We start from the raw sequence: 23,406 nt of genomic DNA on the forward strand, positions 1-23,406 counted from the left end.
GGGCGACGCCGCCTCCGATCAGTTTCTCCCTGCGCCTGAATGAACCTCACCCGCGGTGCCGCAGCCGCACGCCGTCGCGGGGGCTGGCCCGAGCCCCATCCCCAGCGCGAGTGCCTCGATCGCGAGATCGGCCGGCGGCAGCGGCAAGTCGAGCGGGAGCGCGACGTCGTGGTCGATTTCCAGACCAAATTGCTGTTTTGCGAAGATTCTGATTGTGCCCGAAGGATCCTGCGCGAGCTGCTGGCGGAACGATGCCTCTGCCCAGGCATGTGCCACGAGAAACCCCCACTGCACCCTGTCGAGTGTATGCTGCTTCTTCATGATCCCCCCTCGAAACCCCATACATCAGCACAGTTTTATGTCACTCGCCAGCGTGATCGTGGAAGGATTTCGCTGACGCCGAGGTGCGTCCCGGCTTTCGACAAGGAGCTGTTCTTTTATCCAGTGCGGGCGCGACGCATCGCTTGGGCGATACCCGTTTGCAGGGTGCTGTGCGTGCCGATTCCAGAGAGGTCGATCCCCATCGAGACGAGCGTCTGCGCCACCTCGGGGCGGATGCCCGTCAGCATCGGCTCGGCCCCGAGGAGCGTGACCGAACGCGCGGCGCGGCTCGGCATCGCGAGCCACTCGGCCGGCGTGTAGCCGGTCATGTCCAGGATTTGCCCGCTCACATAACCGACACGACCGCGGCTCGGATCTTCGACGAACCAGCTTTCCCACACGGCGCCGGGCACGCAGTCGATGAGATCCCGGAGCGTGCTGCTGCGCATCTCGGCTTCCTGCAGGCGCCTCCGTAGATCCGCCATCTCGGAACGAAGCGCCTCGATGCCCAATGCTTGCTCTTCCATCATAATTTTCTCCCCTCGACCTGCACGCCCCGGAAGTGGCGCTGCCTTCGCGCGCACACGTCCCCCGAGGATGATGATAGCGCTTACTCGGGTACGGGTTCAATCCTTCCCAATGAGGTCACGGTGCGGCACCTTGTGCGGCACGGGCGCGTGGGTACCATCGGGTCATGCGCGCGCTTCTCCTCGTCATCGCCGTCGTTTGCACCTGCAAACCGCGGCCTGAGCCCACGCGCGCCTGCGTCGACGGCGACACGGAGGCATGCGAGCGCGCGTGCGCCGAGGGAGTCGCGGGCGAGGGCGGGTGTCACACGCTGGGCCGGCAGAAAAAAGAGCCGACGGAGGCCGGCGGGGGGAACGTTGCGCTCGGGGCTTTCCGCAAGGGTTGCCTCGGCGGTCACCTCGACGCGTGCACGGAGGCGATCGATGGCATCCGCGTGAAGGCGACCCAGGTGCGCTACGCCCAGAAACACGAAGGCGCGCCGCCGGACCCCTTCGTGGAAGAGGCCGAGCGGGGCCTCGTGGATCTGATCGACCGGGCCTGCTCCCTCGGGGCCGCGTCGCGTTGCGAGGAGCTTTCGCGCCTGATGCTCGGCCAGGATGCCACACGCGCGGCCTCCGCTTCCGAGCGGTATTGCGCGCTCCCGGAGGGCGGGGGCAAGGACGGGAGCTGTCTCGCGACACGCAAGCGCTGGATCGCCGCGGTCGAGGCGGCTCGTCCGGGATGCGAGGCGGGTCAGGTCAAGGCATGCAACGAGCTCACGTCGAGGCGTTGTTCCCCGACGTACCGCTGACCGATTGCAACGACATTCCTTATGAAGGTCGTCACGACCATGCAGGCGCGCGGGGCCGGTGCGGGATGCGGCTCGCCCTCGCCGCGGCGGAGCGACGAAGCGCGCGCGAGCATGGGGCCGCGGTCGACGCCACGGAGGCAGGATCCGAGCCCAAGCCGGGTCCAGGGCCGCGCGCCAAGGTGACCCTCGGCGCGCTGAAGACGTTCGGGGGGGACTATCCAGCCGCCGCCCTCGCGGAGCACATCGAGCGCCTCTCCCCGCGCATCCACTCATGCAACGACGCAGGATCAGGGCCCGAGGGAGACGGGGCCACCGCGTTCGAGATCGGGTTCAAGATCGATCGGTTTGGCGTGACAGACTTTTCCGCAGTCCATCACGTGTCCGGGAACCATCTCGCCTGGAGACCCGTGAAGAGCTGCGTCTCGCGGGTCCTCCGGACCAGCACGTATCCTCCGCCGCCGTCCGGCAAAGGCGTGACCTTGGTCGTGCCGGTGTCGATCGAAACAGGGCGCTGACGCCGCGCTCGATCACCGCGCGACGCGGCATTGTTTCATCACACTCGCGCGCATTCGATCCGTCGCCTCCTTGTACGAGAGCAGCCCCTGCACCTCCCGGCTCCCGGGATGGGCGAGCATGTACCCCTCGACCTCCTCGTACGCGAGCAGCTCCCGCGCCACTCTCGCCGCATGGAAGACCGCGCCCTCGTAGGTATCCTGCTCCTCTCGATACACCTCGTCCTCGTCGTACTGGCGTGAATGCCACAGGTTCGCCGTGAGCTGCGCGGCGAGGATCACCCGCAGCCCGACATCAGTCGCTGCGACGGCGCGGGCGACGTCGTCCACGCGGCTCTTCCACGGATGCGTGGCGAGCGCTGTCAGCGCGCGCCGGAGCGCGCCGTCAAGGGCCTGGAGTTGATCGTCCGGGGCTTTCATGCTCTCGACTGCCATTATGCCCGGTGCGTCCGGGCTCGACAAGCGAAGCGGCAGGCCGACCCCGAGGAGGGATGCGAGGCGCACCGATTGCGCGGCGGCGCATGTTTGGCGCCTGCTCGACCACGATCCGCCGCGAGGCGCCGCGCGAGCACGTCTGGTCACAGTCTTGCTATGCTTCTCCGCCGAGGACCCCATGAACACGAAGAACCCCACCGTCTCGGACTACATGACCCGGAGCCCTCACTCGATCGGCTTCGATCAGACGCTTGTGCAGGCGCACAAACTCATGCGCGAGCACGAGATCCGGCACCTGCCCGTCCTTCGGGGCGGCAAGCTGATCGGAATCCTCTCCGAGCGGGATCTCGCGTTCGTCGAGGCGCTCCGCGACGTGGATTCAGCCAAGCTCCGTGTCGAGGAGGCGATGACTCCGCTGCCGTTCACGGCCGCGCCGAGCACCCCTCTCGCGGGCGTGGCGCGCGAGATGGCGGAGCACCGGTACGGCGCGGCCGTCGTGATGCAAGAGGGGCACGTCGTCGGTGTCTTCACGACGACCGACGCGCTCCGCGCCCTGGCCGACGCGCTCGACGACAAAGGATGACGGCGCGCGCCGTTCGTCCGAACCCTTTCGGAGGTGACGTGATGACGAGAGCCAAGCCGCCCGAGATCGAGGACGAGGTGAGCGAGCTGGTCGCCAGCGTGATGCCGGGCGCGGCCGTGCTGCGCGTCTCGCGCCTCGGCCCCGACGAGGACGACGACGGCGGGGCGACGGGCAAGGCCATCGGATACGGCGTGCCCTTGCGAATCCGGGTGCGCAGGCCGGACGGCGCGGAGAGCGACCTCTGCCTGCACACGGCCAAACCCGACGAATTCGGGCACGACCGGCGTGCGGACCGGGCCGCGAACTTGCTCCTCGCGTTCGACAGCTTCGCGCGAATCCCGCGGCACGTGTGCGCGCTCGACGTGGGCGCGGTCCTCGACGACGGCCGCCTCGCGTCGTTGCGACGGAGCGGCGAGTTTTACCTCATCACCGAATACGTCGAGGGGCACGTCTACGCTGACGATCTCCGGCGGATCGCCCGCGAGCGCACCCTCACCGACCGGGACATCGCTCGTTGCGAGGCGCTCGCGCGGCTCTGCGCGGAGGTCCACGCGGTTCGTCTGGACGCACCCGCGACGTACCGGCGCGCGATCCGGGACCTCCTCGGGCACGGCGAGGGCATTTTCGGGCTCGTCGACGGGTATCCGGTGGGCGTGACGATGGCGCCGCCCGAGCGGCTCTTCCGCATCGAACAGCGGTGCCTCGCGTGGCGGTGGAAGCTCAAGGGCCGCGGCGAGCGCCTCCGCCGCACGCACGGCGATTTCCACCCGTTCAACGTGGTCTTCGACCGCGCGGGCGAACCTCGGCTCCTCGACACGAGCCGCGGCTCGGCCGGGGATCCCGCGGATGACGTCACGTGTTTGTCGATCAATTATCTGTTCTTCGCGCTCGAAGCCCCTGGCTCCTGGCAGGGCGCGTTCCGGACCCTCTGGCGGACGTTTTTCCAGACGTACCTCGATGTGACGGGGGATCGGGAGCTTTTCTCCGTGGCCGCGCCCTTCTTCGCGTGGCGGGCGCTCGTACTCTGCAATCCCCGCTGGTATCCGTCGATTCACGCGAGCACGCGGGATGCGCTCCTCGGGTTCGTCGAGCGTATCCTCGATGCGCCGTGCTTCGATCCGGACGAGGCGGAGGGCCTCTTCTCGTGAACGGCGCGGTCGTATGGATCACCGGGCTCCCGTCGGCGGGGAAATCGACGCTGGCCGACCGAGTGTTTCGGCGGTTCGTCGAGGAACACAGGTCGAGCATTTTGCTCGACGGGGACGTGGTGCGTGCGGCGATGCGGCCGCCGCCGGGGTATGGCGAGGAGGCGCGGGCCGATTTCTACGAGACGCTGGCGAACCTGGCGGCGATGCTGGCGCGGCAAGGACACGTGGTGCTGGTGCCGGCGACGGCGCATCTGCGTGTCTTTCGGGACAAGGCGCGCGCCGTCGCGCCCCGCTTCTTCGAGGTGTACGTTCGCGCCGCGCCCGAGCGATGCGCGGAGCGGGACGCGAAAGGGCTTTATGCGGCGGCGCGCGAGGGCAAGGTCTCGGGGCTGCCCGGCTTCGACCTGCCGTACGAGCCGCCCGAGGCGCCCGATGTGGTCGCGCTCGGCGGGCACGACGAGGAGGCCGTGCAGAAAATCGTCCGCCTGTCCGCCTGAACGGGTCTGTCGGCTTTAGAAGCCCGATGATGGACCTCGTGCAGGAAGTCCACGCGCAGATCCGCTCCCTCGAGCGCTTCGTGCCCCTGCTGGGGCAAACCGCGGTCGACGATGCGCGGAGCCTCGCGCGGGGGCTCCACGAGCGGCTGGCCGGCGGCGTCATCTGGAACGTCAACTCGACGGCCGTGGGCGGCGGCGTGGCGGAAATGCTGCATTCGCTCCTCGGGTACGCGCGCGGCGCGGGCCTCGACGTGCGCTGGTTGACCATCGGCGGCGCGCCCGAATTCTTTCGAATCACGAAGCGCCTGCACCACGCCCTTCACGGCGATCGCGGCGACGGCTCTCCGCTCGACGAGGCCGCGCATCATGTGTACGCGTCGACCCTCTGCCGCAATGCGGTCGAGCTGCGCGAGCTCGTCCGCTCCGGCGACGTGGTGCTGCTGCACGATCCGCAGCCCGCGGGCCTCGCGCCGATGCTGCTCGCGGCGGGCGCGCGGGTCCTCTGGCGGTGCCACATCGGCGCGGACGAGACGAATGAAGAGGTCGAGCTCGGCTGGCGGTTCCTCGCGCGGTACCTCGACGGCGTCGGGTGCATGATCTTTTCCCGGGAGAGGTATGTCCCGGCGCGGTATCGCGACGGGCGGGCGTCGATCGTCCAGCCGAGCATCGACGCGTTCTCCGCGAAGAACATCGAGCTCGACGAGCACACCGTCCGCTCGATTCTGGTCCACGTGGGCATCCTCGAAGGGCCTCCGCCGCCGTCGCCCAATTATGCGTTCGTGCGCAGCGACGACACGCCTGGGCGCGTGGAGCGATCGGCTGACATCCTTCGGCTCGGTCGCGCGCCTGCCTGGGAGACGCCGCTCGTCGTGCAGGTGTCCCGCTGGGACCCGCTGAAGGATATGCTCGGCGTGCTGTGCGGCTTTTCGAGCATGGTGCAGCACCACGCGGCCCCCGCGGTCGACCTCGTGCTCGCGGGCCCGAACGTGCGCGCGGTGGCCGACGATCCGGAGGGCCCCGCCGTCTTCGAGGCCGTCTCCCGTGCTTTTCTCGAACAACCGCCGGCCATCCGCGCGCACGTCCACCTCGCGATGCTGCCGACCGCGGACGTCGAGGAGAATGCGGTGATCGTCATGCGCTGCAACGCCACGCGGCGATCGTCGTGCAAAAGAGCCTGCACGAGGGGTTTGGCCTCACGGTGACGGAGGCGATGTGGAAGGCGCGTCCCGTGATCGCCAGCGCCGTCGGCGGGATCCAGGATCAGATCGAGGACGGGGTGAGCGGGGTCCTTTTGCGGGATCCGGCCGATTTGGATACGTTCGCGGGCGAACTGCACCGTGTCCTCGCGGATCGAGCTTTGGCGGAGCGCCTCGGGGTCGCTGCGCGCGCGCGCGTGCGGGAACGATTTCTCGGGATCCGGCACCTCGTCCAGTATGGCGCGATCATCGGGCGTCTCCTCGCGGCATGAGGGGGTGAAAGGGCTTCCCTCGCTTCCATTCCTTCGATAGTCTCGTTCGTGCCATGCCCTTCGCGTCACGAACCACGCGCTCGCGTCTTTTTCTGCTGGCGATGCTGCCCCTCGCGTGCTCCGCGCCGGGCGCGTCGTCGTCCTCGGGCAGCGGAGGGGAAGGGGGCAGCGGCAGCACGACCGGGTCCGGCACGGGCGGCGCGGGAATGGGCGGCGGCGGCGGGATGGGCGGAATGACGTCCTCGACGGGCGTGGGGCCCGGCTCGGGGAGCGGCGGGAGCCTGCCGATGCTGCCGTGCGACGCGGGATTCGCGTTCGACAGCAATCCCATCACCTCGCCGATCCTCACGGTCTCGTACACGAACCAGACGCCTTATGCCTACGTCAACATGAAGGTGACGGGGCCGGGGGCGCCCGCCTCGCAATGGGGCGGCGTGTTGGGATCCGGGCCGTATACGTGGACGTACACAGTGTACGGCTTCGATCCCGGCGTCCTGACGTTCACGTTCGTCGAGGGGGAGAACGGGGGCAACCCGGGCAACCCCGTGGCGCAATGCCAGATCGAGGCGCTCGTCGAGGGAAGCACGAACCCGGGGTCGAGCGGCAGCGGTGGCGGGGGGCAAGCGAGCTGCGCGGATCTGGCCCAGGCCAATGGCTGGCCCGGCGGCACCTTTACGTGCGACGACGGCACCCACAACTGGTGCGCGGGGACGGGCACGCCGACGAGTGATTGCGTGCGCTGCTGCAGCCCTTCGTGTGGTGTGCTCGCGCAGCTCTACAATTCGACCGCGAACTGCGACGACGGAAATAACGGCGCTTGCAAGGGTTCGGGGGTCCTCACGTGGGATTGCAAGGCAGGGTGCTGTGGCCCTGGGATCCCGAATTCGCAGCCGCCGGCCGGCGGGGCCTTCGGATACCCCGTGGGTGACAAGAGCACGAGTCCGGCGGGCGGAGCCGGCTGGCAGGTCTGGCAGGTCCTCGGGCATTATTGGGACGTGTACGGCGGGGCGCACCTCGCCGAGGACATCGGCAAGGCCGGCGCGGCGAACGCGCCCGTCTCTTCGGTGGCGGACGGGGTCGTTTTGGTCTCCGCGCCGAACGGGAGTTCTTACGTGAACGTGATTCTCGTCCAGCACCCGATGCCGGACGGGACGAGCGTGTGCTCGTTTTATGGCCACCTGGCCACGCGCACGGTCTCCCCGGGACAATCCGTCAAGCGCGGGGATCAAATCGGCACGGTCCTCGACCAGGGGTCGAACTCCCACCTGCATTATTTCATCGCGCCGAAGAGCCTCTGCGACAAGATCGCGGGCCTGAACGGCGGAGGCGCCTGCGGATATGATGGATCGGGCGGCGTCCCGGGGCTCGGGCATGCCGACCTCGCGAACGCGCCGGAATCGTACACGGCCTCGGGGACAAACAACGGGTGCAGCCTGAACGGCTACCAGATCCTGGCCCCGCACGATTTCATCGATGCGCACCACTTCTGAGCGCCCCGCGGGCCGCTCCCGCGAACCTCAGCGTTTGCCCACTGGCTTGCGATAGACAATTTTCAGGGCGTTCGGGCCCTTCTCCTGAAAGCCGATCGTCTCCGACCACGACCACGCCTCGCCCCCGGGGCCGGTCGTCGTGACGGCCTTGTACGCCACGACGAGCGTCGTGGGTTCGTTTCGCAACGAGAGCTCCTGGAGCGCCGTCTGCGCGAAGGCCGTCGTGGGGATACGCGCGCATTGCGCGGGGATGTCGTCGCCGAGCCACGTGACGAGGAAATCCTTGTGCTTGGCCTCGCACTGATACCCGAGCCCGAGCGCTGTCGTGAGCTTGCAATCCATGCGCTCGGGCGCCGCGAGGTCCGTGCCCGGCGCCCATTCGCATTCGGTGCCGATCGTCGTGCCCACATACGCGACCGCGGCGCGCTCGGCGTCCGAGAGGCAGGGCAGCGCCGCGTCGTCGAAGACCAGTTGATACGAGGCGTTCGTCCAGACGAGCTTGAGCGAGCCCGTTCGTGGAGGACACACGCGGGGCGCCGCCGAGGCCTCCGAAGGCGCTGTGGCGGCGTTCGGTGCACTCGGTACGAGCGGAGCCGACGGGATAAGCGGCGCCGTGGACGCCGGTGGCGGGGGCGCGGCTCGGTCACACGCTGTCGCGAAGCATAGAACGGCGAAAATGTCCCTCGGCCTCATCCCTCGCCGCCGTCGCCCTCGTCCCCGCTGCGAATGTCGTATTTCCGGATCAGCGTCCGCAAATGGCTCCGGTCCATGCGCGCGAGCCGCGACGCCTCGGACACGTTGCCTTTGGCGCGCGAAACCAATTCGCGCACGTAGCGCTCCTCCCAGCGGTCCGCGGCCTTCTGCTTCGCCATGCGGTAGGGCACGCGCAGATCGAATTCGCCTTCCGCGGCGGGGCCCGCGCTGCCCTCGGAAGGCCCGCTCCCGAGCGCCAGGAGGGCCGGATCGTCGAGCAGGACCGCGCGCTCGACGGCGGCCCGAAGCTCGCGCACGTTGCCCGGCCACGCCTGGCGGCAGAAGGATTCGAGCAGATCGGCCGGCATGGTCCGCTGCGGCGCGAGCTCGGCATAAAAATGGCGCGCGAGCCGCTCGACGTCGCCGGTGCGCTCGCGCAGCGGCGGGATGTGAATGCGCACGACGTTGAGGCGGTAATACAGGTCCGCGCGGAACGTGCCCCGGTTGACCTCGGTGCGGAGATCGCGATTCGTCGCGGCGATGACGCGCGCGTCGAGCCGGATGCGCTGGTTGCCGCCGACGCGCTTGACGGTCTTCTCCTCGAGGGCGCGCAGGAGCTTTGGCTGCATGTCGAGAGGCAACTCGCCGATCTCGTCGATGAAGATGGTGCCGCCGGCGGCCTGCTCGAAGGCGCCGGGGCGATCGGCGCTCGCGCCGGTGAAGGAGCCTTTCACGTGGCCGAAGAGCTCGCTCTCGATGAGCGTGGGCGCGATGGCTGTGCAGTCGAGCACCACGAACGGGGAGCGGGCGCGCGCGCTCGCCTCGTGGATCGCCGCGGCGAGGACGCCTTTTCCGGTGCCGGTCTCGCCTTCGAGCAGCACGGTGGTCTCGGACGGGGCGATGCGGGGCAGGGCGGCGAAGATGCGGCGCATGGCGTCGCTCGCGCCGAGGACGGAGCCGAATCGATCTTCGGGGCTCAAGGCCTCGCAAATGTCCTCGTCGAGCAGGTCGACGCGCAGGGTCGTGCGCCCGACCCGGACGCGCGCGCCGTCGTCGATATACCCCGTGAGGATCCGGGTGCTGCCGATCCAGGTGCCGTTCGAGGAATCGAAATCCCGCAGGAAAAAGCCCTCGGGCGTGGCGGTGATGCTGATATGGTGGCGGGAGACCGTCGGGTCGGAGAGCACGAGGTCGTTGCCCTGGGCGGTGCCCACGGAGACCTCGCTCTTCTGAGCGCGCAGTGACACCCCCGTGTCCGGGCCCTCGATCACGGTGAGCGAAAAACCTTCGAGCCGCAGCTCCTTCGCGCTGGGGCGGAGGAGCAGGGTGCCATCCGTCGACATGATCGCACGTTACCACGCGGCGCTCGCGGCGGGGTGGCGGGTCGAGGCGGTCGTCCTGGAGGGACGAGCCTCCAGGGGATGGAGGGGCGGGCCTCCAGGCATGGAGGCTGGGGCCTCCAGACAGCGCGCCGCGCGGGGGGAATCGTTGCGTGAACGGCCTTTTTCGCAGTGTTCCCGGCACTGGCACGGAACGTGGATAGTCCAGATGCCAAGGACTTAGAGGAGGACAATCATTATGACGACGCAGCTCACGCATCTGGTTTCGCGGTTCGGGTTCGCCGGCGCGCTCCTCGTGTCGGCTGCGGCGCTTCCGGCCTGCGGGGGTGAGCCCGTCGACGTCGAGGATTTCGAGGGGGAGGTGGACGAGGCCGTGCAGGCGACCGGCCCGACGGGCACCAACAACCTCCCGCCCTTCGCCATCGACAGTGATCCCCTCATGCGCAGCGTGACGAACAGCTTTGGCATCACCTCGTCCGCGAACCCGGATCCGCTGCCGCTTTGCAAGAACGGCACGGTGACCGCGACGGGCTGCACGCTGAAGCCGGAATGGGAGTCGTGGATGGCCGCGGACGCGACGAACCGCGGCCCGATGATGAAGGGAATCGCGAAGTGCTCGGTGTCGTCGAGCTTCACGATTTCGACGAACGACGGCACGCTGACGTTCCCGGGGCAATGGGAGCTCTATCCGGGCTGGAAAACCAATCGGCTCACCGGCGAGGACAAACGCGAGCGCGTCAGCTCTTGCCTCCTCTCGCTGCTCAACGGGAACAACCTGGATCTCGCGATTTGTATTGTCGGCCCGGGCGGTGCGCCCTTCAGTGAACTCTGCAGCGATCCGAGCCTCAACATCCGCGAGGGCGGGTTCTTCGGGAACCTGTTCGCCACGAATCCCACCGCATACGTGGCGGGACCCGACACGGCGGACCCGGTGGACAGCGGGCGTGCCTGCTTCGGATCGCAGGGCAACTACTGCTGCGCCGAGGGCGACACGAACTGCACGCACCGCATCGTGCTGACCGGGGCGATTCTGGGGTCGCCCGGTCAGAACTTTGCGAACAAGCGCTGCAATGCGCCGCTCGTCGACGCCGGCGGCGGGCTCTGGTATTGCCCCTCGTTCTTTTCGACCCGCGAGCCGAATCGCAGCTACACGAACGTGTTCACGACCTTCGTCCCGCCGGCCGAGTGAACCGTCGTCCTGCCGCATTTTCTTTCGACGTCCCCGCCCTCTCCTCCTCGCCTACCGCCCCTGAACCCTTCGATTCACGTCGGCGGCCACCTTCCCATAACGACCCTCGAGGAGCGGGTTTCCTGCGAATGCACGCGCGAAGCTCGCCTGGGCGCGTTCGAGCGAGGTTTTCTCCTGCGCCGGCGCGATCCGCGCCTTGGCGAGGTAGAGCGCCCCCTCGATCGCGAGCGCCCGCGGCAGGCCAGGAGCGAGCTTCAGCGCTTGCTCGATGCCGCGGAGACCCTCGTCCACGACGGGGCCTGGCGGGACCTTCGGGCGCTCGCTGGCGAGCAGAGCTTCGGCCCGGTCGAGGCAAACTTCCCCCAGCAAGAGCCACAACTCCCCGCGCTCGGGGACCTTCTGCGTTGCCTCTCGCGCGCGGAGCTGGGCTTGCTCGAAGGACGCAAGGGAAGAAGCGTCTTGCTTCGAAGCCCATGTACCCTGCGCGGCTTGGAGCAATGCTTCCACGGCTTTACAATCGGGGTTTTCTGGCTCGATGCGATAACACGGCTCCAGCGCGCGTAGCCCCGCGTCGAGGCTCGGCCGGGGATCTTCGCCCTGGGCCTGCTGGTGGCTGGCGAGCAGGTGATACGCGCGGGCCAGCGCGTGCTGGACGTACACGAAATTGGGGTCGATGGTGAGGGCGGCCTTGAAGCGATCGATGGCCTCCTGGCCGAGCTGCCGCCCATCCTTCCCCGCATCGAGCCTGTACGAGGCGAGATTCATGGTGGCCAGACCCGCATTCACGTGCGCCAACGGGTTCTGCTGGTTGATCTGGATTGCACGCTCCGCCGCCTGTACGGCCTCCTGGACGGGCTGTTCCGGGTTCTTTCCGTGGTCGGATTGCCACTGCGCCAGATCCGTCAGCCAGACGGCCGTATTGTTGTATCCAATGACGTATCCTTCATCGAGCTGGGTCGACTTCTTGGTCGTCTCGATGGCACGCTCCAGCAAATCCTGGCACTCCTCGTTGTGCCTTTTCTTGTTTGCCGCAGAATAGCCGAGGGCGAGCCCGTAGTCATTGTACGCCCACGGGAACTCGGGGTTCAGGCGGATCGCCTCCTCCAGGTACGCATGCGCTTTGTCCAGCAAGGGCTGCACTGGCTGCCCCCGGTCGAGCAAGTGCTCGGCGAGCTTCGTGTAGGCCGCTCCCGTGATCTCCTGGGCGTAGGCATCTCTCGGGTGAAGGGCGATCGCTCGCTGCCCCACGTCGATCTGCGTTCGAAACAGCCGCTCGACCTCGCTCGGAAGCGCTCCGTGGCCTTGCGCATACCGCGCCTGGAAGTGGTACGCGAACGCCTTTTTCGTGTGCCCGTCCGACTCCGCGGGGGCCGCCAGGAGCGCCTTGTCCGCGACGGCGAGGGCCTTGTCGAGCTTCGGCCTGGGATCACGGCCGCTGTAGAGGTCCATCTCCTCCTGCCGGATCCACGCCTCCGCGAGCGCCTCGTAGATCTGGTGGTCGCTCCGCCCGATGTCCGCGGCTTGCTCGTAATGCGCCACCGCCTGCGCGAAATCCTGCTCGGCCAGGTCGTTGTCCCCGCGGTCTTTCGCGCCCTGGGCGCGGGCCATGAACACGTCGCCTTCGAGCTTCTCGGCCTCGTAGAGCCACGACAGACCGCCGCGGGCACTGCGTGCGCTCGCGAGGGCCTCGTCGTAGCGCCGGTTGTAGAAGTGAATCAGGCCTTCGAGGTAGCTCGCCGGCACCGTCGGCAGGCCCCGGCAGCGCGTGAGGTGGGCGAGCGCCGGTTCGAGGTACTCCTTGTCGAGCTCCTGCTTGCGTTTCTCGAAGTAACTCTTGTCGCCGCTCTTGCGCGCGTCCTCGATCGCCCGGCTGTAGAGCTCGCCGAGCACACGCCCGAGCGCATAATCGAGCTCGGGCTCGCGCACCCCGAGCGTCGCGGCCTGCGCGAGCTCCGCGTGCGCCTGGTCCCACTCCTTCAGCGCGAGGTAGCCGCGGCCGAGGGCATAATGATCGAGCCCCGCCGCGAGGTCGCCGAAGCTCTGCATCTCGGCCTCGATCTCGGCCATGCGCGCGCGGACGACCGCCTTCTCGGGGCCCGTGTCGTGCAGCGGCACGAGGTACGCGCTGCGCACGAGCCATTCGAGATCCTTCACCGCCTGGCCGAGCTTCTGCCCGAGCTCGGCGCGCTTCTGCGCGATCGCCTCGTTCCGGGCATTGACGATCACCGTGCGGACACCGTAGCCGGCGAACGCCACGAGGCTCGACACCAGCGCGATCACCGCGAAGGCCATCGGCTTGTTGCGCTTGGCTCGCCAGTAGAGGCGCGTCGGCAGCCCGAGGCGGCGCGCGAGCACACGCTCGCGGTTGAGGAAGCGATCGAGATCGTCGGCGAGCTCGGCCGCGGTCGTATACCGCTGGTGGGGCTCCTTGTTCAGGCACTTGCCGACGATGATGTCGAGGGCGAGCGGGATCGACGAATCCTTCTCCCGCAGCGGCACCGGGTCCTGAATGAGCACCTTGAGCAGGACGTTGACGGCGCTCTCGTCCTCGAACGGCGGCGCGCCCGCGAGGATGTCGTAGAGCGTCGCGCCGAGGCTGTAGACGTCGCTGCGCGGATCGATGCTGCGGACGCTGCCGCGCGCTTGCTCGGGCGGCATGTACCCCGGCGTCCCCATGACCGTGCCCGATTCGGTCAGGCCCTTCGTCTCGCTGGCCTCGCGCGCGAGGCCGAAGTCCATGAGCACGGGTCGATACGAGGGAGGCGTGTCCGCGCCCGCGCTCTTTTCCACCATGATGTTCGCGGGCTTGATGTCGCGGTGAATGATGCCGATGCGGTGCGCGGCGTGGACGGCCTCGGTGACCGTCTTCATCACGCGGACCTTGTCGTCGATCGTCATCGCCTGCGCCGCGTCATGCAGCGAGAGGCCCTGGACGAGCTGCATGGCGATGTACGCCTTGTCCTCGACCTCGCCCACCTCCAGCACCTTGCAGACGTTTGGATGATCGATGCGCGCCTGCGCCCGCGCCTCCTGGAGGAAGCGCTTCGTCGTGATGGGATCGGCCCCGTGGATGAACTTGATCGCCACGTGACGGGCGAGCCGCCGGTCGCGGGCCTCGTAGACGGAGCCCATGCCGCCCCGGCCGAGGAATCGTACGATCTCGTAACGATCCCAGCGCTTGGGATCCGCGAGCGGGGAGCGTTCGGAGACGGCGGGCAGATCGGCGGGAATCTCGGCAGGTACGTCGGCGGAGACCTCGGGGGGCGGCTCGGTGGGCGCCTCCGCGGGGGATGCGCTCGCCGCTGGCGGCGTTTCGTCTGCGCGGTTTGCGCCGCGTCGACGGCGCTTCTCGCGGGCCAGCTTCACCGTGATCGGGGCTGCTTTTTCTGGGGGAGACGGGGCGACCGTATCGGCGATCGCAAGCGCCTCGTCCGACGCTTGGGGGCTACGCTCGGACGAGCCGAGCTGCGCCCCCAAACCCCCCGGACCCGAGAGGGCCTCTTGCTTCTGGCCGTTTTTGGGTGGCTGGCCCATCACGTCACCTTGGTCTCGGAATGCCGTCGCTCGTCAAGCGCTACATGCGCAAGGCGGCGCCGGTCGCGTGACGAACTCCCTTGCAACCGGGAGACCAAGGAACACGTGGAGCGGAGATGCGGGAGGCGAGCTTTCTGTCAGGACGAACCCGGGGAGGGCGGGCTCACTTGCAGGTCGGCGCGACCTGACCGTCCGAGCCGGTCGAAACATAGGCGTCCGACACGTAGCCGTTCCCAATGAAGTCCCAGAGGGTCGACGTGCCGTAGGTGCCCGTCACCGAGGTCCCGTTCTTCTGGCAGGTGATGGTGACCTTGGCGCCGTCCGCGACCGAGCCCACCGCGGCGCTGCTCGTGCTCGCGTCCGCGCGTACCGTGAGATTGATGCCACTCGTGTTCACGGTGCCGGTGACGGACGTCCCGCCGCCGCCGCCGCTGCCGCTGCAGCTATTCTTGCTCGTGTAGTTCTTGGTGCCGTAGAAGAACGCCGTGGCGCCGTTGAAGACGGGCCGGATGGCGATGCCATTGCGGCGCACTTCGTAATGGAGGTGCGCGCCGGTGGAGCCGCCGGTGTTGCCCACGGTGCCGATTTTCTGGCCCTTGCTCACGCTCTGCCCGACCGAGACGAGCTGCGAGTTCAAGTGCGCATACCGGCTGCGGTAGCCATTGCCGTGGTCGATCTCGATCCAGCGGCCGTAGCTCGTGTTGCCCTCGTTTCCGACGCGGGTGATCTTGCCGGCGGCCGATGCCACGACGGCGTCGCCAATGTCATCGTTGCGGTTGAAATCGACCGAGTTCTGGGGGCTATGGTTCGTCCGGGTTTGTCCGGCCCACACCTGCCCGCAGGGGAACGGGAGCTGGAAGGCGGGCATGTCGCTCACGCCCTCGCTCGTGCTGCCGAGCTCCTCGTCCACGGCTTCCTCTCCCGGCGGAGGGCCGTCGTCCAGCCACTCGTCGCCGCCGAGCGCCGAGGCCGGATCGAGCTCGTCCGGCGGCTCGCCGCCGCAGCCGCTCAGCGCGAGGCCACAGGCAAGGACGAGCACGTTGGAGACAAGGGCCCACTTCGACGTCGTTCGCATGGCCGACCATTCAGCAATGCGCGTACCGACCCATCATCCTGGAGGGTGGATCACGAAATCGGGCCGCCGCTCCACATCCGCAGAACTTTTGCGGAAAACGGCGGCGTGCCGCATTACGAAACCGAGGCTCAGGGTGGGGTCCTCGTTCCCCACCCTTGGGGCAACCGTTCCCCACCCTGGGCCGTTCATTCATCGCAGACGGCTTCGAGCTCGATCGGCAAGGTGATTCCGTTGTCGTCGTTCACGACTTCTCCGATCGGGAGCTTCGACTTGTTCACGGAGATGGTGGCGCTGGGGTCGATGACCACGCGGCGCATGGTCCCTGGGAGCTTCACCTCGATCTTGCCCTGGGCGGGGAGGGGCACCGGCTCCGCGTCGGCAGGCGCGTCCATCCGCTCCGTCACCGCGGTCATCGGGTCGATGCCGTACGAGCGAATCTGTTTGCCTGGGGTCATGGCACAAGGCGACCACATCATCTCGCCGTGCACGAAGACGAACCCGTCGGCCAGCGAGACCTTGTCCGGTACGAACGTGATCCCGCCTTCCCATGTGCAGACCTCATCGCTCCAGTTGTCCACCGGGCACGCCCCATACCCGTCGCTCCCGCTGCACCCCATCGCCAAGACCACCACGCCGAGCGTCGCCACGATGCCATACATCCACTTCGTCGCCCTGCCTTGCATGTCATACCTCGCGATCTCGAATCTGGGTTTTTCACCCATTTCGGGGTCGTAAAGGCAACACGCGTGCCCGGGCGGCGCTCGGCGATGGGGGATTCGAGGGGAGGGCGTTACTTGGCCGGCAGGCCGAGTTGCTTGCCGAGGAACGTGAACGCGAGCGCGTCCATGTAGGCGCGTTGCTCGTTGTTCGCGGCGCCGCCGTGGCCGCCCTCGGTGTTCTCGTAATAGAGCAAATCCTGCCCAAGCTCGAGGAGCCGCGCGACCATCTTGCGCGCGTGGCCCGGATGCACCCGATCATCCCGCGTCGACGTGGTGAAGAGCGTGCGCGGGTACCGCGTGCCACTCTTGAGGTTCTGGTAAGGCGAGAACTTGGCGAGCGCCGCCCGCTCCTCGGGTTTGTCGGGGTCGCCGTACTCCTCCATCCACGACGCGCCCGCGAGGAGCTTGTGGTAGCGCATCATGTCGAGCAGGGGGACGCGGCACACGATGGCGCCGAAGAGATCCGGCCGCTGGGTCATCATGACCCCCATGAGCAGGCCGCCATTGGAGCCGCCCATGATGCCGAGCTTCGCCGTCGTGGTGACCTTGCGCGCGACGAGATCCTCGGCGATCGCAATGAAATCGTCGTACGCGCGCTGCCGGTTCTCCTTGAGCGCGGCCTGGTGCCAGGCCGGGCCATATTCGCCGCCGCCGCGGATGTTGGCCACGACGTAGACCCCGCCGCGTTCGAGCCACCCGGCGCCGGTCGCCGCGTGGTACGACGGGGTCATGGACGCCTCGAATCCGCCATACCCTTCGAGGAGCGTGGGCGCGCTGCCGTCGAGCGGGAGGTTTTTCTTGGCGATCTGGAAATAGGGCACCTTCGTCCCGTCCTTCGACGTCGCGAACCGCTGGACGACTTCGAGCCCGGCGGCCTCGAAGAAAGCCGGATTCTTCTTCACGACCTCGGCGCGCGTCTTTTTCGTCGCGCTCCCGAGGGCCAGGGTCTCCGGCGCCGTGAAATTGCTCTCCATGAGCCAGTAGTCGTCCGAGGTGTGCTCGTCATACGCCCAGGCCCAGACCGAGCTCATGGGCGACGTGTCGACCTTCGTCCGGACGAACCCGTTTTTCGTACGCGTATGAACGAATACGGAGCTCTTCACGTCTTCGAGCTCGACCGTCATGAACGCCGTCTTCAGGCCCATGTAGCTCTCGAGCGACGTGTTCGGCTTCGGCTCGAAGAGCATGATCATTTCGCGTTTTCCGGCGCGGTAGTCCGCGAGCGGCGTGCTGAGCAGGGCGCCCGCCGGCCACGTCTTGCCGGCGATGGTCCACGCGCTGCGCAGCCGCAGAAGGAGCTGGCCATCCCAGACGCTCGCCTCCGCGTCCTCGGGTTTGTCGATCTTCTCGTATTTGTCCCCGTTGCGGACGTGGAGCTCCTCCGTGAAGAACGACGGACTGCGGGAGATCCAGTCGATCTCCTTGCCGTGGTCGAACTGGCGCTCGCCGCTCACGACCATGTCGGTCTTTTGCCCCTCGAACAACGTCTTTGCGGCTTCGAGCTTCGTCCCGCGTTTCCACTCCTTCACGATCCGCGGATACCCCGAATCCGTGAGCGAACCGGGTCCGAAGTCGGTCCCGACGTACACCGTGTCAATGTCCTTCCAGTGGACCGAGCTCTTCGCCTCCGGCAGCGTGAACCCGCCCTCGACCATCTGCTTCTTGACGGTGTCGAACTCCCGGAGGACGGACGCGTCCGCTCCGCCGCGCGAGAGGTGCAGCAGGCAACGCTCGTACTTCGGGTACAGGCAATCCGCGCCGTGCCAGACCCAGTTCTCTTTTTCAGCCTTGGCGAGGGCGTCGAGGTCGAGGACGAGCTCCCATTTCGGGGCCGGCTTCTTGTACTCGGCGAGCGTGGCGCGCCGGTAGAGGCCGCGGGGATTCGTGTCGTCGCGCCAGAAGTTGTAGACGTACTTGCCCCGCACCTGGGGCGTGGGGATTTTTTCCTTGGAATCGTAGATGCGGCGCAGCCGATCGCGCAGCGCGCCGAACCCGGGTGCGGCTTCGAGCTCCGCCTTCGACGTGGCGTTTCGCTCGGCCACCCACGAGAGCGGCTTGTCCCCGAGGACCTCTTCGAGCCAGAGGTAGGGATCCTCGACCTTGGGCTCAGGCTTGCTCATCGGCAGGGCCTCCGTCGTGGCCGTCGTGGCGGTCGCGACCGTCGCGGCGGGCGGCGGCGTGGGGGGTGGCGTCGGCGGGGCGCCACATGCGGCGAGCAAGATCGCGCCGAGAAGGGGAGCCAGGGTTCGCATGGGCCGCAGTAAAGCGTATTTCCGGGCGCAGAGGAAGGCCACTTCAGGCCTCGTCGTCGCGGCGTGCTGCGTTAGGAAGTGCAGGGGTTCGTCGGTCGCTTCGCGGACGGACAATCGAGGAATGTCGAACAGCGGGACGCAATCGAGGCCGCGGCCACGACGCCCGCCGCCCTGGCGCAATCCGCCGTTCAGGCAGGAGGCGTCCCGAGGTCGAGCTTCATGCCCTCGTGGGACGCGGTGAAGCCGAGGCGTTCGTAAAAGCGCTTGGCATCGGTCCGGGCCTTGTTCGTGGTGAGCTGCACGAGGCGGCAGCCGCGCGCCCGCGCTTCCTCGATGGCCCACTGAATCATGCGCCGCCCGACGCCCTCGCCGCGGCGGCTCTCGACCACGCGCACGCCTTCGATCAGCATGCGCAGGCCGCCCTGATACGAGAGGCCCGGAATGTACGTGAGCTGCAAACAACCGAGGACGACGCCGCCGTCCTCGACCACGACAAGGCGGTTGTTCGGGTCGCGCTCGATCGCCTCGAACGCCCGATAGTAGCCTTCGGGCAGCGGCCCTTGGGCGGTCTCGCGCGTCGCGCCGAGCGCGTCGGCGGCGAGGAGCGCGACCACGGTCGGGACATCCTCGCGGCGGGCATCACGGAACATCATGGGGATTCGTGTACCGTGTCGGCTGCAGAGCCGCGCGTCAAGGTTCGGGGGAAGGCGTTGCAGGTTCGTCGCTCAAGGCTGTCTCCCGCCGTTGTTTTCGTTTCGCAACGATGTCGCGGATGCGCTCGACCGCGCCCTGGCCTGCGTCGACGACCGTCAGGAGGGTGGCCAAGGTGGCGATCCACGGCGCCGGATAGACACGACCGCTCGACGGCGCGATGCCGCCCGCAAGGACGGCGTTGACGAAGCAAAACATCGTCCCGAGCGAGGCGAACAGCATCGAGGCAAACTCCGTGAGCAGGCCTGCGACGGCATTGCGTATGCGAGGCTGCAGCAAGCCGAGCACGACCGGCGTCAGGATGAGGACGGCGATGCTGATGCCGTTTTCCGGATGCTCGGTGAGGACCTCGATCCCGGTGAACGTCCTCGGGCTCCCTTGACACGAGGAGTGCTCTCCCCAATCGAAGGGGAGCGTGAGCGCGAAGAGCGCGAGCAGGACGAGGCGCCGAAACGGGCTCCGGCGTGGCTTCGCGGGTGGGGTTTCGGGCAGTTCGTCCGGCATCGAGGGCGAGGGTATCGCAAACGTCGGCCGTGGGGATCACCAAACGCTGCAGGCGAGGTCCTCGCGGTCACGCACGGCACGCCGATCTCGCGGAGCCAGGCCGATCGATGGTAGAAGGGGGCATGGAATTCGATACAGCCTCCGCCCGCGCCTTCCTCCAGCTTCCGGAGGGCTACGCGCTCCCGGACGTCGATCACTTGATGCACGACGCGCGAGCCATCCTGCTCCACACGGTGAATCTCCGGTCCGAAACGCGAGCGTCCGGGATCCAGATCTCACCCGTATGGGAAAACCGCGACGGGCAGTCCGCGCTCCGCGCCACCGTCGTGCCGGCCGAGATCGAGGCGCGACACTTCGAAGGCAAAGGCATGATGGCGCTCCGCGATCCGAACGCGCTCACGATGATCGCCGACGCCGTCGAGATCCTCGCGGAGGAGCCGGTCGTCGCCGCGCAGGCGCTTTTGGTGACCGCGTCGGTCTGGATCAGCGAAGAGGCGCCGGTACGGCCGCTCGGCCTGCCCTACAAGGGCCACTTCAAGCTCTTGACGCTCGTGATTGCAGATTTTTTGCGCAAGATCGGCGCCGGCTTCGACGAGCTCGAGTGGCTCACGTCGATCGGGCTCTTGAGCGCCTACCACAATCCGGACGAAGACCCCCCGGTCGAGCAAGTGCGCGCCGCCGCGCGGGAGAAGTCGTTGCGGTTGGCCGCGGAAGAAGAGGCGTGGATGGCGGCGCTCCTCCACAAAGCGGAGGGCTGACGCGAGCGTGGTTCAGGAGGGCGGGACGAATTCGAGGGCGAGCTGGAAGTCGCCCGCGTCATTGAAGGGGTTGAACGTCGCCGGGTTCGAGCAAATCCAGCCGCAGAAGCCGCCGCCGCTCAGATTCACGACGCGGTTGTCGACGCTGTAGACCGCCGAGCCCGAGGAGGATGCGCCGCCGACCTGGAACGCGTCCTCCGCCACCGCGAACGGCGTGCCGGTGAGGTCGATGTTGCCGACGCCCGAGGGCGACGCGTCGCACGACATGCCCACGCCGAACGGCATCGACGTGACGGGCCCGCCGCCGTGCGTGAGCTGGCCGCTCGACGAGGAGAACGTCTGGTCCCCGATATCGACGAGCAGCGAATCCGGGTCGATGCGGATCTTCGTATAGCTCGTCCGCACGTTCGAGCCCGAGACGGCGCCGCCCACGGTGTACTGCGAGAAATTCGCCGACGCGGTGGTGTTGGGCAACGTGAGGTACTCGACCGGCGAGGAGGCCATGTTGTGGCAGTACGCCGTCCAGCCCTTGGCCACGTTGTGATCGATGTGCAGGAGGTAATGACCGTCGCCGGCATTGGGGTTCCGGGTCCGGATCTCCTGGCACGTCGCCGGGGGCGGTGGGGGCGGCGGAGGCGGCGGCTGCGGGCCGAGGGCCTGCTCGGCCTCGGCGACCGAATCCTCGGAGAGGTCCGCGGCGTCGAGATCGCTGCCGTCGGCAATGCAGCCCGTCATGAACGGGGCGAGAAGGGCAAACGAGAGGGCGAAACGCGAGAGGTTCTGCACGAGATTCATGGTCAGCTCCGAGAGGGCTCGAGTGTTTTTCTTAGGGGGCTTCGTCCCCCCGTCGTTCGTGACCATGGCAATTGCATCGGTCGTGCCAGAGGGGCCCGGCCGCGAGAATTCCGCGATTTGCGCGCTAATTTTCGATTTTCGCGGCGAGCGCCTCCGGGGCGCACGTCGCTCATGGCGGCGCCGTTGAGGGGGACAACCGCCAAGCATGGAGGCTGGCACCTCCAATCGGGGGCTCGTGTATGTCCGCTACACCCCGGCCTCGCGGAGCCGCGCCGCTTGCGTCAGCAGATAGTCCCGCTCCGGCAGGCTCGTCGTGCAGCCCGCGGCTTTGCCGTAGCTCTCGATCGCCGCTTCTCGATCGCCCGCCCGCTCCAGCAAATGCGCGCGCACAGCGTCGAGGCGATGGTGGCCTGCGAGGCGCGGGTCCTCGTCGAGCGCCCGGAGGAGATCGAGCCCCGCGGCCGGACCGTGGACCATGGCCGTCGCGATGGCGTGGTTCAGCGCCACCATGGGGTTGTCGGACATCTGCATCAGCACGCCGTAGAGCGCCAGGATCTGCGGCCAGTCCGTCTCCTCGGCGCGCGCTGCTTCGTCGTGCACGGCCGCGATCGCCGCCTGGAGCTGGTACGCGCCGATCGACCCGCTCGACAAGGCGCGCGTCACGAGCGCGACCCCTTCGGCGATCGCTGCCTGATCCCACAGGCTCCGGTCCTGCTGGTCGAGCGGGATCAGCTCGCCCGCAGACCCCGTCCGCGCCGCGCGTCGCGCGTCCGTCAGGAGCATCAACGCGAGCAGGCCCGCGACCTCGCCGTCATCCGGCAGGAGCGTGTGGACCACGCGCGCGAGCCGGATCGCCTCGCTCGACAGATCGCTCCGGTGCAGCGCCGGGCCCGCGCTCGCCGTGTAGCCCTCGTTGAAGATGAGGTAGAGCACGTGCAGCACGGCGCCGAGCCGCTCGGCGCGCTCCTCGGGCGTCGGCCGTTCGAACGGCACGCCCGAGGCCTTGATGCTCTGTTTGGCCCGGCTGATCCGTTGCGCCATCGTCGCCTCCGGGACCAAAAAGGCCCGGGCGATCTCGGCCGTCGTCAGGCCGCCGACCGCGCGCAGCGTCAGCGCGATGGCGGAGGGAAGCGAGAGCGCGGGATGGCAACACAAGAAGAGCAGGGTGAGCGTGTCGTCCGGCTCGTCGCCTTCGCCCGCTTCGGCGAGCGCGACCTGCATCTCCGCTGGCACGAGGCTGACCACGATCGCCTCCCGGCGGCGGCGGGCCGACTCGCTTCGGACGTGATCGGCGAGGCGCCGCGCCGCGACCTGGACGAGCCAGCCCTGCGGGTTGTCCGGAACGCCCTCGCGTGGCCATTGCGTCGCGGCCGCGAGCAGCGCTTCCTGCACCGCGTCCTCGGATGCGCTGAAGTCGCGGAAGCGCCGGACGACGGCGCCGAGCACCTGCGGCGCGAGGTCACGCAGCAGGCGCTCGATCGGGGGGTTCACAGACGACGTGGTCACGGCCAATCGGCGGGGGGCGCGGCCATCACCTGCCGCACTTCGATCCCGAGGTAGAGCGGCGCGCCGCCGAGGCCGGGCGCGACGGACGCCTGCGCGGCGATCTCGTAGGCGCGCTCGGGGCTCGCGACATCCACGAACCAGTAGCCGGCGAGAAACTCCTTCGCCTCCGGGAACACGCCGTCGGTGACGGGCCTCCCGTCCTTGCCGGCGCGCACGAGCTTCGCCTGGTCGGGACCGGCCAGACCTTCGGCCGCCAAGAGCTCGCCCGATGCGGTGAGCTTCTGCGCGAAGCTCCTCATGAAGTCGATGTGCGCCTTGAGGTCCTTCTGCGGCCAGCTCATGACCTGGTAGGGGCCCCCGGACGGCGTGTGCATCATCAGGAGGTATTTCATGTTCGGCTCCTTCTTCCTTCTTGGTCTTCTTGGTTCGGAGCACCCCGGGACGGGGCGCGGTTTCACGGGGATGTCGGAGCCGAGGGCGGGTTCTCGACATCGCGGACGACGGTAGCGAAGATTTTTTGGACCGACATGTGGGAGTTGAGAGGACGGGGGGAACGGA

General features: G+C 68.0%; 24 protein-coding genes. 10 read left to right on the forward strand and 14 right to left on the reverse strand.

Annotated features, from left to right (window positions below):
• Positions 1–18: 18 nt before the first annotated feature.
• A complete protein-coding gene (locus POL67_RS04200; RefSeq protein WP_271915735.1) occupies positions 19–321 on the reverse strand; it encodes a hypothetical protein in 303 nt (100 codons plus the stop codon).
• A gap of 116 nt (positions 322–437) precedes the next feature.
• Complete coding sequence (locus POL67_RS04205) at positions 438–851, reverse strand: STAS domain-containing protein (RefSeq protein WP_271915736.1); 414 nt, start codon at positions 849–851, stop codon at positions 438–440.
• A gap of 164 nt (positions 852–1,015) precedes the next feature.
• Here POL67_RS04205 and POL67_RS04210 point away from each other — a divergent pair, with 164 nt between their 5' ends.
• Positions 1,016–1,639: a hypothetical protein gene (locus POL67_RS04210; RefSeq protein WP_271915737.1), complete on the forward strand. Its 624-nt coding sequence runs from the start codon at positions 1,016–1,018 to the stop codon at positions 1,637–1,639.
• On the forward strand, positions 1,594–2,154 hold the full coding sequence (locus POL67_RS04215; RefSeq protein WP_271915738.1) for a hypothetical protein: 561 nt from the start codon (positions 1,594–1,596) through the stop codon (positions 2,152–2,154). Before POL67_RS04210 ends, POL67_RS04215 begins: the two co-directional genes overlap by 46 nt.
• A 12-nt stretch (positions 2,155–2,166) precedes the next feature.
• Here POL67_RS04215 and POL67_RS04220 read toward each other — a convergent pair whose 3' ends face one another.
• A complete protein-coding gene (locus POL67_RS04220) occupies positions 2,167–2,571 on the reverse strand; it encodes a hypothetical protein (protein WP_271915739.1) in 405 nt (134 codons plus the stop codon).
• 193 nt (positions 2,572–2,764) lie between these two features.
• On the opposite strand from POL67_RS04220, the gene POL67_RS04225 reads away from it, so the two are divergent.
• The 6 genes from POL67_RS04225 to POL67_RS04250 are packed head-to-tail and all read left to right on the forward strand — an operon-like array spanning position 2,765 to position 7,772.
• Entirely contained in the window at positions 2,765–3,169 is a 405-nt protein-coding gene (locus POL67_RS04225; RefSeq protein WP_271915740.1) for a CBS domain-containing protein, read from the forward strand.
• A gap of 41 nt (positions 3,170–3,210) precedes the next feature.
• The gene (locus tag POL67_RS04230; protein ID WP_271915741.1) at positions 3,211–4,317 is read left to right on the forward strand and encodes an aminoglycoside phosphotransferase family protein; all 1,107 of its coding nucleotides are present in this window, start codon (positions 3,211–3,213) and stop codon (positions 4,315–4,317) included.
• Positions 4,314–4,814: an adenylyl-sulfate kinase gene (locus tag POL67_RS04235; RefSeq protein ID WP_271915742.1), complete on the forward strand. Its 501-nt coding sequence runs from the start codon at positions 4,314–4,316 to the stop codon at positions 4,812–4,814. The genes POL67_RS04230 and POL67_RS04235 overlap by 4 nt, the downstream gene beginning before the upstream one ends.
• A 26-nt stretch (positions 4,815–4,840) precedes the next feature.
• Positions 4,841–6,016 carry a glycosyltransferase family protein gene (locus tag POL67_RS04240; protein ID WP_271915743.1) on the forward strand — a complete coding sequence of 392 codons (1,176 nt, stop codon included), beginning with the start codon at positions 4,841–4,843 and terminating at the stop codon, positions 6,014–6,016.
• Positions 5,977–6,282, forward strand: a complete 306-nt coding sequence (locus POL67_RS04245) for a glycosyltransferase (protein WP_271915744.1) — start codon at positions 5,977–5,979, stop codon at positions 6,280–6,282. Before POL67_RS04240 ends, POL67_RS04245 begins: the two co-directional genes overlap by 40 nt.
• Before the next feature lie 53 nt (positions 6,283–6,335).
• Entirely contained in the window at positions 6,336–7,772 is a 1,437-nt protein-coding gene (locus POL67_RS04250) for a M23 family metallopeptidase (protein ID WP_271915745.1), read from the forward strand.
• A 27-nt stretch (positions 7,773–7,799) separates the two neighbouring features.
• On the opposite strand, the gene POL67_RS04255 is transcribed toward POL67_RS04250, so the two are convergent.
• Entirely contained in the window at positions 7,800–8,300 is a 501-nt protein-coding gene (locus POL67_RS04255) for a hypothetical protein (protein WP_271915746.1), read from the reverse strand.
• A gap of 161 nt (positions 8,301–8,461) precedes the next feature.
• Positions 8,462–9,808, reverse strand: coding sequence for a sigma 54-interacting transcriptional regulator (locus POL67_RS04260; RefSeq protein ID WP_271915747.1), 1,347 nt, complete (start codon positions 9,806–9,808; stop codon positions 8,462–8,464).
• A gap of 235 nt (positions 9,809–10,043) precedes the next feature.
• Between POL67_RS04260 and POL67_RS04265 the strand changes: the two genes are divergently transcribed.
• Positions 10,044–10,994 carry a hypothetical protein gene (locus POL67_RS04265; RefSeq protein WP_271915748.1) on the forward strand — a complete coding sequence of 317 codons (951 nt, stop codon included), beginning with the start codon at positions 10,044–10,046 and terminating at the stop codon, positions 10,992–10,994.
• A 51-nt stretch (positions 10,995–11,045) separates the two neighbouring features.
• On the opposite strand, the gene POL67_RS04270 is transcribed toward POL67_RS04265, so the two are convergent.
• The 6 genes from POL67_RS04270 to POL67_RS04295 all read right to left on the reverse strand — a co-directional run bounded on the left by POL67_RS04270 (position 11,046) and on the right by POL67_RS04295 (position 19,789).
• Entirely contained in the window at positions 11,046–14,528 is a 3,483-nt protein-coding gene (locus tag POL67_RS04270; protein ID WP_271915749.1) for a serine/threonine-protein kinase, read from the reverse strand.
• A 163-nt stretch (positions 14,529–14,691) separates the two neighbouring features.
• Positions 14,692–15,603 (reverse strand): peptidoglycan DD-metalloendopeptidase family protein, encoded by a 912-nt coding sequence (locus POL67_RS04275; protein WP_271915750.1) that lies wholly within the window; start codon positions 15,601–15,603, stop codon positions 14,692–14,694.
• 185 nt (positions 15,604–15,788) lie between these two features.
• Positions 15,789–16,286 (reverse strand): hypothetical protein, encoded by a 498-nt coding sequence (locus POL67_RS04280; protein WP_271915751.1) that lies wholly within the window; start codon positions 16,284–16,286, stop codon positions 15,789–15,791.
• A 107-nt stretch (positions 16,287–16,393) separates the two neighbouring features.
• On the reverse strand, positions 16,394–18,574 hold the full coding sequence (locus POL67_RS04285) for a prolyl oligopeptidase family serine peptidase (RefSeq protein WP_271915752.1): 2,181 nt from the start codon (positions 18,572–18,574) through the stop codon (positions 16,394–16,396).
• Between the two features lie 188 nt (positions 18,575–18,762).
• Positions 18,763–19,227 carry a GNAT family N-acetyltransferase gene (locus POL67_RS04290; RefSeq protein ID WP_271915753.1) on the reverse strand — a complete coding sequence of 155 codons (465 nt, stop codon included), beginning with the start codon at positions 19,225–19,227 and terminating at the stop codon, positions 18,763–18,765.
• A gap of 37 nt (positions 19,228–19,264) precedes the next feature.
• Positions 19,265–19,789, reverse strand: a complete 525-nt coding sequence (locus tag POL67_RS04295; RefSeq protein WP_271915754.1) for a hypothetical protein — start codon at positions 19,787–19,789, stop codon at positions 19,265–19,267.
• Between the two features lie 122 nt (positions 19,790–19,911).
• Here POL67_RS04295 and POL67_RS04300 point away from each other — a divergent pair, with 122 nt between their 5' ends.
• Positions 19,912–20,547 carry a hypothetical protein gene (locus POL67_RS04300; RefSeq protein ID WP_271915755.1) on the forward strand — a complete coding sequence of 212 codons (636 nt, stop codon included), beginning with the start codon at positions 19,912–19,914 and terminating at the stop codon, positions 20,545–20,547.
• A 12-nt stretch (positions 20,548–20,559) separates the two neighbouring features.
• On the opposite strand, the gene POL67_RS04305 is transcribed toward POL67_RS04300, so the two are convergent.
• The 3 genes from POL67_RS04305 to POL67_RS04315 all read right to left on the reverse strand — a co-directional run bounded on the left by POL67_RS04305 (position 20,560) and on the right by POL67_RS04315 (position 23,240).
• Complete coding sequence (locus tag POL67_RS04305) at positions 20,560–21,342, reverse strand: GON domain-containing protein (protein WP_271915756.1); 783 nt, start codon at positions 21,340–21,342, stop codon at positions 20,560–20,562.
• Positions 21,343–21,588: 246 nt separating this feature from the next.
• Complete coding sequence (locus tag POL67_RS04310) at positions 21,589–22,848, reverse strand: RNA polymerase sigma factor (RefSeq protein ID WP_271915757.1); 1,260 nt, start codon at positions 22,846–22,848, stop codon at positions 21,589–21,591.
• The gene (locus POL67_RS04315; RefSeq protein WP_271915758.1) at positions 22,845–23,240 is read right to left on the reverse strand and encodes a YciI family protein; all 396 of its coding nucleotides are present in this window, start codon (positions 23,238–23,240) and stop codon (positions 22,845–22,847) included. The genes POL67_RS04310 and POL67_RS04315 overlap by 4 nt, the downstream gene beginning before the upstream one ends.
• Positions 23,241–23,406 lie beyond the last annotated feature (166 nt).

Source organism: Polyangium mundeleinium, assembly GCF_028369105.1.
GTDB classification, from domain to species: Bacteria; Myxococcota_A; Polyangia; order Polyangiales; family Polyangiaceae; genus Polyangium; species Polyangium mundeleinium.